The following is a 12902-nucleotide window of genomic DNA, read 5'->3' on the forward strand; positions in this document are numbered from 1 at the left end:
TGCCGAATTATAAGAAGAGTAAAAAGGATGGAAAATCAATATGATCTTGAGCAGTTAAGGAGGTCCAAAGAAGCACTTGAACAGCTTGTTGCTCAGCATTTTAAATCAGGACGGACACATCATGCTTTACCTCCAAAATTAGAACATGATTTTTGGAAGTTTAATCTTGAGCGGACACGTATCAACGCCATTCAGTTTTTTGGTCAGGGCGTAATTACTTATACGATTTTTGTTCTGCTGATTTTACCGTCTAACTATATCGTCATCCAAGGCACTGAAGATTTTCTTTCAGACTTTGTATATAGCATACTCAGTTTGATTGTCGTTGGTTTGGCTTTATTTCTATTTTGGGCATTCGCTCGATTCAGAAAGTTTAGCCGTCTATTTTATCCAGCAGTCTGCACACTGGTTTTTTGTACAATTGTTTTTACATCTATTTTGATGATGAGTGTATCCAATGTCGTACTTCAAAATCAGGCAATGGTGTTGATTGCTTTTCTGTATATGCTTGGTTTTATTCTTAGCGGTATTAAACCATTACATATGCTGATCATAGGAACTTGTGCGGCAATAGTTATTCTATTTTTCCTCTATTTATTTGATGTTTCTTATGATTTATTGATGATTGGTCGAACCTTTATTGGCAGTATTTTGTTGGGGTTTTCGATTAGCGTGATGTTGACTTCGAAAGAGCGTCGGATTTTTATAAAATCAAAAATTTCTGAGATTGATGAGAAAATATTACGCTTGCAGGCTTCAGAACTTTTACATTTAAGCCAACACGACGATCTAACCAATGTTTCCAATCGCCGTACTTTTGAAGAGATGTGTACATATTATTATGACTTAGCATGCCAAGAACAAAAACCACTGGCTGTGTTATTTATTGATATTGATTATTTTAAAAACTATAACGATTTTTATGGACATCAAATGGGCGATCATGCGATCTCTGAGATCGCCAAGACAATCAAAGGTTCCATTCGACATATGGATTTTATTGCACGTTATGGTGGAGAGGAGTTTGTGGTACTTTTACCTGAAACACCTGCACAAGGTGCATATGCTGTAGCTACAAATATTTATCGTGCAATTGATCGGTTGATGATTCCACATGCAAAGTCCTTGGTATCTAATCATGTGACGATCAGTTTAGGTATCACCGTATTCAACGGTAATCGAGCGATTAGCCAAGAGCTGCTCATTGATACGGCAGATAAAGCACTCTATAGAGCAAAGCAATTGGGACGTAATCAGATTTATTATCAGCCTTTACCTAATCTTCAAGAGCATCTACAAAAATAAAAAACCGAATATCAGTGTTGATATTCGGTTTTTTAATATTTTGGGATGATACAAATTATTCTAAGAAGCGAACTGTTACACCAGCACGTACTTTATTACCAAGATCATTTGCGTCCCAGTTGGTTAGACGAATACAACCATGTGAAGCATTTTTAGAGATCATTGATGGATTTGGAGTACCGTGGATGCCGAATGATTTTTTGCTCAGACCAATCCAAATGTTACCTACAGGGCCATTTGGACCCGGTGGCAGTGACAATGGTTTAAGGTTTTTACCTTGGACAAAGTTAGATGGTGAGTAGCTATACCATGGGTTTTTAGCAACACCAGTTACTTTGTAAGTACCTGTTGGAGAAGGCGTGCTTGTACTGCCAATTGTTGCAGGAAACGAAGCGATCATTTGATTGCGACTGTTAAATAAATACAGTTGTTTTGCACCTTTGTGTGCAACGATTAAATGAATATCTTCAGGTAAATCATTACGGACATTGGCTACAACAATTTTTTCACCCACCTTGTTAAAGTTTGCTCTAGGATTAAGCTGTCTTAGAAAACGCTCATCCATATGGAACTTTTCACCTAACATTTCAGTTACGCGGGTGTAATACAATCCTTTCATTTTTGCTTGTAAAGCATAGTCTGTTGGAATTGATTCAGCATAGGGACCTTTGAGGTCCGCTTCTGTAATTGTATATTCAACATAAGCAGGTTTAGTTTGTTTCGCTACTAAGGCATCCCATGTTTCTTTGGTGAGTTGTCCTGTAGGCGTTAAACCATTCATCTGTTGAAATGATGCAATTGCTTTTAACGTGTTTTGACCATTAGAACCATCGATTGCACCAGGTGAAGCATGTGCGTTATTCAACATAACATGAGCACGCGCATACACAGGTAACTGGCGTCTAGGCATGTCTTCATACCATTCAGCCGAATTAATTGCATCCATAGTCCAAGATGCAGGAACTTCAGGTGCTTGAGATGGTGTTTTAGTCGCTGTTGTCGCTGTGTCTAGCGTAGCTTCGCGTGCTGGTGCAGCTGTTACAGGTACTTCAGGCGTGTTTTCTATTGTTTGAGCAACATTGGCTGCTGGATTTGGGCTAAGCTGTGGCTCAGATGCAGCAGAAGAAACAGCACTACTGCTTGATGCGGTATAATCAATTGCCAAAGGATCAATCGGATCTTGGACTGCGGAAATTTTTTGCGGTTTTAATGGTTGCTCAGTTGTTGGCGCAGCAAAAGCAACATTAGCAAGAATACAACTTAAACTCATAGCGAGTAATGAGCGAACAAACATGTAATTCAACCTTAAGAATTATTCATATTGAGATATAAGACTTTGCAAGTATTACAGAAAATACTCAAGCTTGCAGTAGCAATTTTGTGACCAGACAATTTTTTCGTCATCAAAATGGATCAACGGTATACGTGGTTATATATCTTAGGTGATTTTTGTTATGATGCTTTCCACATGAAAGATTATAGAGATTGGTAATGACAACGTTGAAAAATGATCGTTTCTTACGAGCTTTGCTACGTGAACCTGTAGACACCACGCCAGTATGGATGATGCGTCAAGCAGGGCGTTATTTGCCAGAATATCGAGAAACTCGTGCAGAGGCAGGGGATTTTCTTTCTTTATGTAAAAATACGGATTTTGCTTGTGAAGTGACATTGCAGCCTTTACGTCGTTATGCACTTGATGCCGCAATTTTATTTTCAGATATTTTAACTGTGCCAGACGCGCTCGGTCTAGGATTGTACTTTGAAACCGGAGAAGGACCAAAGTTCCATAAAACAGTCCGTACCGAACAAGATGTCGCAAATCTACCTAAGTTAAATGCAAAATCTGATCTTGCTTATGTAATGAATGCTGTTTCAACAATTCGATCTGCTTTAAATGGACAAGTACCATTGATTGGTTTTTCTGGTAGTCCATGGACTTTGGCAACCTACATGATTGAAGGCGGATCGAGTAAAGAATTTCGTTTTACCAAGCAAATGATGTACGCACAACCTGAAGTGCTACATGCATTGCTTGATCACCTTGCGGATTCAGTCATTGATTATTTAAATGCACAAATTGATGCGGGTGCTCAGGCAATCCAAATTTTTGATAGTTGGGGTGGCGCACTTGCGCATCGTGAGTATGTTGAATTTTCATTGAATTATATGACCAAGATCATTGCTGGGCTTCAACGTGAAAAAGACGGAAAGCGTATCCCGATTATTGTTTTCACCAAAGGTGGTGGGCAGTGGTTAGAAACCATGTTGACGACGGGTGCGGATGCTTTTGGTCTTGATTGGACAACACCGTTATATACGGCACGTGATGTTGTTGCTGGTCGTGCTGCGCTACAAGGGAACTTAGATCCAGCTGTACTTTATGGTTCTGCTGCTTCTATTGAGAAATCTGTTAAAGCGATGCTTGATGATGCATATCAAAATGGTGAAAAGACAGGCTATATTGCAAATCTAGGTCATGGAATCACACAGTGGGTTGATCCTGCTCAACCCAAGATTTTTGTTGATACAGTGCATGAATACAGTGCGAAATATTTGGGTTAAATGATTAGAGGCTGAAATGCCATCAAATCCTAATCATTTTTGAAAGGTTTATTTTGTGCCGTTATTTTTAATCTCACTCGATTTCATGACTAAGGCAGCTTCTGCTGCCTTATTTGGTATATTGCTTTTAATTGCTTTCGCAGTCACAGCACCGATGGGAAGCCATGAATATTATGGCTTTTTTCGTTATGACTATTTGTTATTTTATGCATTGATTATCCAAGTTTGTTTGATCTATTTAAAGTTGGAATCATGGGCAGAAGCAAAAGTGATTGCTTTATTCCACATCCTTGCAATGGGGATGGAAATATTTCTTACGCACCCTGCAATTGCTTCTTGGCAGTATCCACAGCCTGCGGTATTTAAATTACTGACAGTTCCTTTATTTGCTGGCTTTATGTATTCAGCCGTGGGAAGTTTCTTTGCACGTTCTTTACGACTTTATCAAGTTTCTTTTGAAAACCTGCCCACTTTTAGCAATATGTTGTTATTGGCAGTATTGTCTTATCTCAACTTTATGACAAAATTTTTCATTCCAGATATTCGTATAGGATTGTTTATTTGGAGTGTGATGATTTTTTGGAAAACGAAAATATATTTCCAACTAAAGCAACACCGTTTCAATGTCCCGATGTTGCCAATTTTATTATTGCTCGCATTTATCATTTGGGTTGCTGAAAATATCAGTACCTTTTACAAAATTTGGCTATATCCAAGTCAAGTCGATGCTTGGCATATGGTTGGATGGGGTAAATTAGGCTCTTGGTATCTATTATTGTTATTGAGTTTAGTACTTGTACTTAAAATATTAGGTGTTCGTGATCGAAAAGGAGTTTGGAAATTACATTAATACATTTTTTCAGTTTGTATAATGGATAATATAGATATTCAAACGGTGATTTATTAATATTTCAGTAATATTAAAAATTTTATTTGCTAAAAAACCTGAACCTCGCTATTTTAATCTGTGTCTGTGAGATGTCACAGCACATTAGTAATAACAAATACTAAAGAATAATTGATACTGGAGACTTTTCCGATGTTAAAAAAAATTGCATTAGCTGCATTACTCGCTGCTGGTTCAACTGTCGCAATGGCTGATAATGATGTAGGTTGTGGTGTTGGTACACAAGTATGGGCAGGTAAAAAAGGTGTGGGTCCTAAAATCCTTGCTGCAACGACCAACGGTATTTTTACTAACCAATTACTCGGTATTACTTTTGGTACATTGGGCTGCCGTCAAGGTGGAACAGTGACTGCACAAGTGGTTCAGTTCACCAATGAAAACTCTGAATCTTTGGCGCGTGATATGGCAGTTGGTCAAGGCGAAAGCTTAAATGTCCTTGCTGAACTTATGCAAATTAAATCTGAAGACAAAGCACGTTTCTTTGCAGTTTCTAAAGCAAACTTTGCTGAGATTTATTCAAGCAAAAACCAAAACACAATCCAAGTTTTGGATTCTTTACAAAACGTAATGTCAAATGATGATGTATTAAAAGCTTACGTTTAATCTATCGCATTTAAAAACCCTGTCCCTGTGACAGGGTTTTCTTATACCTAATCTGAATTATATTTAAAATATTTGTTGCTGAATGAAATTTTTAACTTTTGCGATTACTGTTTTTTTATCTCATATTGCACATGCCGCGATTGAGCCAAATATCAATAATTACCAGCAACTTGCTGAACAGAAAAAATTAGACCAACATATTACGTGGCAGCGTTTAATGTATGCTGAGCAGGCCAAAAAAAGCGAAGTCACATATACAGGATATTTTTATGCCAATGATGGGCAAATAAACTTACTCAATGAGTTAAAAGCAGATATTCAGGCCTTATTTATAGCATCTGATGATAATCAATCCATTCGTTGTAAATTTCCTGCACGAAGTCGTTGGTTGATACAACAGTTAAACATCGACTCAAAACAGCTTCCAGCGGTGAATTGTCCTGAATTCGATGAATGGATCAATCAAATTAATCCTCATAAAGCAACCTTGATCTATGCAACTGATTTTATGGGGAATCCGAGCTCTATGTTTGGACACACCTTATTGCGTTTAGATCCCAAAGATCAACAACAATTAAACTTAGTCTCTTATGCAATTAATTATGCGGCAACGGTAAATAATCAAGACAATTGGTCTTATGCATGGAAGGGTTTAACTGGCCAATATCCTGGCGAATATTCTTTGATGCCATATTACCGTAAAGTAAAAGAATATGGTGATTTTGAAAGTCGTGATTTATGGGAATATGAGCTCAATTTGACATCAGAAGAAACACGATTCTTAGTTGAGCATATTTGGGAAATGCAACATGTAAGTTTCCCTTACTATTTTGTGAGCGATAACTGTGCATATCGTTTACTCGGGTTAATTGATTTAGTTCGTCCAAATCTCAATCTAAAGGCTCAATTTAATTATGCAGCGATTCCAATTGAGACACTCAAAGCGGTCGATCAGCAGAAATTAGTAAAAGAAGTTGTTTATCGTCCAGCATTAGAAACACAGTTACTATCTCAAGCAAAACAACATGGAAGCAGTTTGGCAAAAGTTGCTCACAAAGTTGCATTCACACCGATAGAGCAAGTGTCTGAAATTTTGCAACCTTATGAAATGCGCGATCAAGCCAAAATTCTTGAAATGGCTTATGATGATTTATATCTAAAATATATTAGTCATAAAGCCGATGCTGATTTTGCACCTATACATTTGCGCCAGTTACTCGCAAAGCGTAGTCAGATTCAGATAGATAAACAACGTCAAGAACCACAAAGACCTTCGATCCAGCCTGTTGAAGGACATCATGCTCGAAATATTTCTGTGAACGTTGGAGAGGTGCAGGGCAAAACCTTTATTGAGCTCGGTCATCGTCAAGCTTATCATGACTTAATTGATCCATCGGGTGGTTATCGTTTAGGGACTCAATTACTTTTTCTAAATGGTGCGCTGCAATATCGAGAGGATAAACTTAAACTTGAGCATTTAGATTTGCTCGCTGTTAATTCATATAACCCAATTCAACCCTTTAAAGCGCCTTTAACTTGGGGTTTTAATTTAGGTTGGAAACAAGAGGCGATTGAGCAAGGTGATTTTACAGATCAATCCCAACATGGCGTCATGAATTTAAATATGCAAGTGGGCTACAGTTTAGCGGATGATGATCGTAAACACTTGTGTTATGCACAAGTACAAGGGCATTTACAGGGTGGTAAAGCACTTGAAAAAGGTTGGCGGATAGGGGTAGGGCCAACACTTGGGTGTATGAATCAGTGGACCAATCAAGTCAATAGCCTATTGCAAGTCGAGCTACCGTACTGGGAAGATCAAAATCAATGGGGACTGAGGGTAGGAACACAAGTTCAGTATAGTTTAAATGCCAATAACGCCATCCGCTTAAATTGGAAATATGAACAACAAGATCATAAAGACTGGAATAAATTGGGTTTGGCTTTTATTCGTTTCTTTTAAAAAGATAATTGTTGAAGTGTGATCCTTAGGGATGCTTACACTTCAACAATTACATAGTATTTTTTAACTGTTTCAACCACTTCAAATGTACCTACAAATGCAGGAGGAATAATGCCTGCATTTCCAGCTGTCACTTCAACAAATGAAGCTGTTTTGGCATCGTGGATTCGCACGACACCTTCAATGACTTGAAAGAACTCTTGTTTATTGTCCGCAAATTGGATATTCCAAGCTCCCACCTCACACTGCCAAATTCCACAGTCCATATGAGGATGCTCATATAGACTATAAGTCAGGCGTTTTGGATTTCCCGTGACCAGACGATCGGGACGTGGGTAATCAATACTCGCTTCAGGTTGAGATAATTCACCAAAACCTGCTAAGTGAAGAGATGACATGGTTAATGCTCAGTTTAATAACTTTCTGGAACGGCACTTAAAAACTCACGACGTGCATCTTTGTCTGTTTTAAAATCACCCACAAAAGAAACGGTACGTGTAGTTGACTCTTGTTTGCCAACACCACGCATCATCATGCACATATGCGCTGAGTCGATCACTACAGCTACACCACGCGCTTGAGTGACTTCTGCAACCGCTTCTGCGATTTGCTGAGTCAAATTCTCCTGAATCTGTAAACGACGTGCAAACATTTCAGTAATACGTGCAAATTTTGATAATCCGAGAACCTGACCTTCAGGCAAGTAGGCAATATGCACACGCCCATAAAATGGAAGCAGGTGATGCTCACAAAGTGAATAAAATTCGATATTTTTAACCAATACCATTTCATGGTTATCGGATGGAAAGACAGCACTATTTGTTACTTCAGCAAGCGTTTTGCTATAGCCAGAAGTTAAAAATGAGAAAGCTTTAGCCGCACGCATAGGTGTATCTTGTAGACCTGGGCGAGTAAGATCTTCACCAACGGCAGTTAAGATATTTGCGTACGATTGCTGCATAGACATAACAATGTTCACTTAGGTGGGTTGAACAAAACGGGAATTGTATCAGAAAACCGCTAGAAAAATTAACTTTGATCTAAGTACCGATTATTGTTTGTACTTTGGGTTCTTTTCTGCACGTTTTAATAGTACTAAAACTGCGCCAGTACCACCTTGGTTTTCAGGGGCGCTGACAAATGCCAGTACATCACGGTGTTGTCTGAGCCAACCGTTTACATAGGTTTTTAAAATCGCTTCTGGGCCTTTTCCATGTACGATTTTGATGACATTTTGATTTTCGTCTTTGGCCATCTGAATGATTTGCAAAACTGCTGCGCGTGCTTGTTCAACGGTACAACCGTGTAAATCCACCGCTTCAAACCAGCGAATTTTACCTGCTTTTAAATCTTCAAATACTTTGTGCTGTAGTGTCGCAATGCGATAACTAAGAGCAGCTTGGCTTGCCACAGGATTTAAAATCGCTTGAGTATCCGAAATCTCAGTAAGTTCTTGCTCAGCACAACCTTCTGCTGCTGCGCGCTTTGCCAAAATTTGGGCATCTACTTTCTTTGAAGGTTTAGTCCGAAGCTGTGCGATATTGCCATTATCAATCGGTTTTACACCCGACAGTGCTTTTTTAAAAAGCTCGGTATCTTCCAATTCTTCTTCAACCGCCTGAGCTTTTTTTGACTCAGCTTGTTGACTAAGTTTGCTGGATTGAGGATTTGCGATCTGCTTTTTAAAGGCTTTCAGTAAATTAAACTGATCTTTAGAAAGCGATGAATCATGTTTACTCATAATTTTATGGAAATATGCAAGATACGAGAGAGGTGTAAAATTATAGTCCGAATCTACTGGAATTTGAACTAAATACATTCATGGAGGTTAATATTACATTTGAGAGAAAATCAAAAATCTAAGTTAAAATATTGACTTAATTGTATATAGTCTACTTTATTCAGTTGGGTTTATATAATCTATATCGGATAAAAAGTTGATTATCTATTGTGACTTCACCATCAAATTTGAACCCTAATAAATAAATCGCTTTTAGTTTATTTCTTGAAGGTGGGAGCAAAATCGTGATGGAATTAAATTTATATTCATTAAAGGCTATATTAACAATTTGCTTGAAAATTTTCTTACCAAGCCCCCAATATCGTGGATGCAGAACTAAAGCTAAATCTGGATCACCATTTTCAAACTGTAGTCCTCCCCAACCAACAAAATTATCGCCAAGCAAGAATGCCCAAATACCATAACCGTATTCATCCCAATGCTTTTCTTTAGCCTTCACCCAAGCAATGCATTGTTGGTGGTCGAAAACAATATCTTGTGCTAAAGGCATTTGTTCAAGCACACGTTCATTCGTATTTATTTCAATAATATCTTTAATGTCAATATGGCTTAAACGTTCAAAATGGATACTCAAAATTTTCTCCTATAGATATTAAATTTAAAAGATATTATGAGGTGTTAGAAATAAAAGATAGCTTCTTATTATTTATTTGGATCATCACTTAATGTTAAATATTATTTATTATGAGTGTTGATCTTTACTGCTATTCATTGTGTTGTGTAGTGTTTAAGGATCAGGGCAAAATCTTTACCTTGATCCTCAATATGTTTAGATTTGCTCAGGCTTACCAAACAATTCACCAAATGCCACATCAGGACGAGGCTGTTTCATAAAGCTTTCACCAACTAAGAAAGTGTGAATATCGTGAGCTTGCATCATTTCAACATCAGTAGGCGTGGCAATTCCACTTTCAGTGACCAAAACACGAGAAGTAGGTAGTAATTTCTTCAAACGTAATGATGTATTTAAATCCACATCAAAAGTTTTTAAATTACGGTTATTCACACCCAAAATACATTGATCAGAAAGCTTTAACGCACGTTCGAGTTCAGCTTCATCATGCACTTCAACCAATACATCTAGTTGATGTTCAAATGCAGTTTTTGACATTTCCTCAAGCTGTTGATCCGATAAACATGCCACGATTAATAAAATACAATCGGCATGTAAAGCTCTTGCTTCAACGACATTATAGGGATCAATCAAGAAATCTTTACGTAATGCAGGCAGGGCACAGTGGTTGCGTGCAATCGCAATATTTTCATCTGCACCTTGGAAGAAATCTACATCGGTCAGAACAGAGAGACATGCTGCACCTGCTTGTTCATATTGTTGAGCAATTTCAGCAGGATTAAAGTCTGCACGAATGATGCCTTTAGATGGAGAGGCTTTTTTAATTTCAGCAATCACAGCAGGACGTTTATGCTGCAAAGCCTTGGCAAAACCACGAACAGGTGTTGCTTCTTTTGCCCATTGTTCAACATCATGCAAGCTACGTTGTTTTAAACGTGCAGCAAGTTCCTCATGTTTGCGGTCAACAATTTTACCGAGAATGGTATTTTGAATATCGATCATGAGAAATCCTTAGTCTGCCTGATATTGTTTCAATGTTTTGGTAAATTCAGCCAAAATACTCATTTTTTCTAGGGCTTGACCGCCGTAAAGAATATCTTGAGCCAGTTCAACTGCTTGTTTGTAGGTGTTGGTAAGACCAGCAACATATATGCCTGCGGCTGCATTCAGCGCGATCATATTTGCAGCTTTTTCACCGATTTCAGATTTATCACGACCCAAAGCATCTTTAATCAATTTTAAGCTTTCTTCAGAACTGCTGACGACTAAACCTGTCAGTGTTTGTGATGGAATGCCAACATCATCAGGGGTGAGTGTCCACTCTGTGATTTCGCCATCTTTTAATTCAGCTACGGCTGTAGGCGCAGCGAGACTGATTTCATCTAGGCCATCTCTTGAATGTACAACCAATACATGGACAGCACCGAGTTGTTTCAGAACTTCCGCAATAGGGCGACAAAGCTCATCTGAAAATACGCCAATCACGAATCGATTCACGCCTGCAGGGTTGGTTAACGGACCGAGTAAATTGAAAATGCTTCGAATCCCAAGCTCACGACGTGGTGCAACAGCATACTTCATGGCTTTATGGTGATTCGGTGCAAACAGAAAACCCACACCCATTTCACGAATGCAGCGTTCAGTTTGTTGCATGTCTAAATCAAGTTGAATGCCCATTTTTTCAAGTACATCCGATGATCCAGATTTACTTGAAACACCACGATTACCATGCTTTGCAATCGTTGCGCCAGCGGCGGCAATCACAAAGCTTGAGGCTGTAGAAACATTAAATAAATTTTGTCCGTCTCCACCTGTTCCCACAATATCCACAAGATGGGGGATATCACTCACATCAATCTTGATTGCAAACTCTCGCATGATCCGTGCTGCTGCGGTGATCTCATCAATGCTTTCACCTTTCATACGTAGGCCCATCATCAATGCGCCAATCTGAGCATCGGTTGCTTCGCCTTGCATGATACTTCGCATGACATCTTCCATTTGTGTTTGAGTCAAATGGATATTTTTTGTAATGTGATTAAGTGCCTGTTGAATATTCATAATTTGGATATAGCATTCATGCTCTAATGTTTTGAAGGAATGAGGTGGACGACGGTATTCATGACTACTGACTTACATACGTCAGGCGTTATGTTATCAGAAAATAGTTTAGATTTTATAGGGTAGGTTGATATTTCACTTACTTGTTCAGACATAAAACGGCATGGCTGCTAAACTTTAGTTTAGTTGTTATAATTTTGAATCATTATAAAAAGATATTTGTCATAACCCTGCTTCATTGTTTTTTTAATTATTCCAACTGTTCTTAAAGGTATTTCATCGTGCATGTCAGTCAACTTTTTCATTATCCAGTCAAGTCATTACGTGGTAACGCACTAACTGAGATGGAAATCGATTCTTTCGGACCAAAATGGGATCGTAGGTGGATGCTAGTGGATCATGAAGGACGTTTTATCACTCAGCGTCAGTGCGCGATTATGGGACAGATCAGTGTCAAGGTATTTGCTGAGACAGTACGTTTTGAATTCCAAGGCGATGAGGTAACTTTAAGTCTTGAGGAAGCACAAGGACAGGTTGATGATCGTCTGATCACAGTATGGCAAGATCAATTGCAAGGCAACCGTATAGATCATCCTGTAAATCAATGGTTCAGTCAGATATTAGGGCGGGAAGCGTGTTTGGTCTTTATGCCGCAGAGAACCTTGCGACAAGTCGATTTGGAATATGCACAGCAAGGTGATCGCGTTGGTTTTGCTGATGGTTTTCCTTTTCTAATTATTGGTGAGGCGTCGGTAGAATTTCTTGCTGAAAAAGTTGGATTTCCATTAGATGTGCAACGGTTTAGACCTAATATTGTGATTTCAGGTTGTGAAGCATTTGCTGAGGATCATTGGAAACAGATTCAGATTGGTGAGATTAAATTTGATTTGGTTAAGCCATGTTCTCGTTGTGTTATTCCTACGATTGATTTAAAAACCAGCCAAAAACAACCTGAAGTTATGCAAGCCATGCTGGCGTATCGGAAGCAAGGTAATAAAGTCATGATGGGACAAAATGCATTGCATCGAGGGATCGGATTGATTTCACTTGGACAAGAAATTCAAATTTTAAAATAATAATATCTTAAACCTATCTTTTATTGATCTTCAAAATGAAAAATGCC

The 12902-nt window shown here is 38.4% G+C and carries 13 protein-coding genes; 6 read left to right on the forward strand and 7 right to left on the reverse strand.

Annotated elements, in window-relative coordinates; translation table 11 throughout:
* The first annotated feature begins 27 nt into the window (after positions 1-27).
* A complete protein-coding gene (locus tag F927_RS04920) occupies positions 28-1305 on the forward strand; it encodes a GGDEF domain-containing protein (protein ID WP_005081993.1) in 1278 nt (425 codons plus the stop codon).
* 55 nt (positions 1306-1360) lie between these two features.
* Here the strand turns inward: F927_RS04920 and F927_RS04925 are convergent, their stop codons facing one another.
* Positions 1361-2599: a L,D-transpeptidase family protein gene (locus tag F927_RS04925; RefSeq protein ID WP_004638446.1), complete on the reverse strand. Its 1239-nt coding sequence runs from the start codon at positions 2597-2599 to the stop codon at positions 1361-1363.
* A 197-nt stretch (positions 2600-2796) separates the two neighbouring features.
* On the opposite strand from F927_RS04925, the gene hemE reads away from it, so the two are divergent.
* The 4 genes from hemE to F927_RS04945 all read left to right on the forward strand — a co-directional run bounded on the left by hemE (position 2797) and on the right by F927_RS04945 (position 7343).
* Complete coding sequence (gene hemE, locus F927_RS04930) at positions 2797-3870, forward strand: uroporphyrinogen decarboxylase (protein ID WP_004638447.1); 1074 nt, start codon at positions 2797-2799, stop codon at positions 3868-3870.
* Positions 3871-3955: 85 nt separating this feature from the next.
* On the forward strand, positions 3956-4720 hold the full coding sequence (locus tag F927_RS04935; RefSeq protein WP_017394509.1) for a DUF817 family protein: 765 nt from the start codon (positions 3956-3958) through the stop codon (positions 4718-4720).
* Positions 4721-4909: 189 nt separating this feature from the next.
* The gene (locus F927_RS04940) at positions 4910-5380 is read left to right on the forward strand and encodes a DUF3015 family protein (RefSeq protein WP_005081998.1); all 471 of its coding nucleotides are present in this window, start codon (positions 4910-4912) and stop codon (positions 5378-5380) included.
* An 82-nt stretch (positions 5381-5462) separates the two neighbouring features.
* A complete protein-coding gene (locus tag F927_RS04945; RefSeq protein WP_005082000.1) occupies positions 5463-7343 on the forward strand; it encodes an Lnb N-terminal periplasmic domain-containing protein in 1881 nt (626 codons plus the stop codon).
* Between the two features lie 35 nt (positions 7344-7378).
* Here the strand turns inward: F927_RS04945 and F927_RS04950 are convergent, their stop codons facing one another.
* The 6 genes from F927_RS04950 to trpD form a co-directional block, all read right to left on the reverse strand.
* Positions 7379-7741: a cupin domain-containing protein gene (locus F927_RS04950; RefSeq protein WP_004638451.1), complete on the reverse strand. Its 363-nt coding sequence runs from the start codon at positions 7739-7741 to the stop codon at positions 7379-7381.
* Between the two features lie 14 nt (positions 7742-7755).
* Positions 7756-8304: a GTP cyclohydrolase I FolE gene (gene folE / locus F927_RS04955; RefSeq protein ID WP_017394508.1), complete on the reverse strand. Its 549-nt coding sequence runs from the start codon at positions 8302-8304 to the stop codon at positions 7756-7758.
* Between the two features lie 90 nt (positions 8305-8394).
* A complete protein-coding gene (locus tag F927_RS04960; protein ID WP_020846283.1) occupies positions 8395-9084 on the reverse strand; it encodes a Smr/MutS family protein in 690 nt (229 codons plus the stop codon).
* A gap of 160 nt (positions 9085-9244) precedes the next feature.
* Positions 9245-9718, reverse strand: coding sequence for a GNAT family N-acetyltransferase (locus tag F927_RS04965; protein WP_005082003.1), 474 nt, complete (start codon positions 9716-9718; stop codon positions 9245-9247).
* Positions 9719-9913: 195 nt separating this feature from the next.
* Positions 9914-10720: an indole-3-glycerol phosphate synthase TrpC gene (gene trpC, locus F927_RS04970; RefSeq protein ID WP_005082004.1), complete on the reverse strand. Its 807-nt coding sequence runs from the start codon at positions 10718-10720 to the stop codon at positions 9914-9916.
* A 9-nt stretch (positions 10721-10729) separates the two neighbouring features.
* Entirely contained in the window at positions 10730-11779 is a 1050-nt protein-coding gene (gene trpD, locus F927_RS04975) for an anthranilate phosphoribosyltransferase (protein ID WP_005082005.1), read from the reverse strand.
* Positions 11780-12060: 281 nt separating this feature from the next.
* Here trpD and F927_RS04980 point away from each other — a divergent pair, with 281 nt between their 5' ends.
* On the forward strand, positions 12061-12855 hold the full coding sequence (locus F927_RS04980) for an MOSC domain-containing protein (RefSeq protein WP_005082006.1): 795 nt from the start codon (positions 12061-12063) through the stop codon (positions 12853-12855).
* Positions 12856-12902 lie beyond the last annotated feature (47 nt).

The organism is Acinetobacter haemolyticus CIP 64.3 = MTCC 9819 (genome assembly GCF_000369065.1).
Lineage (GTDB): Bacteria > Pseudomonadota > Gammaproteobacteria > Pseudomonadales > Moraxellaceae > Acinetobacter > Acinetobacter haemolyticus.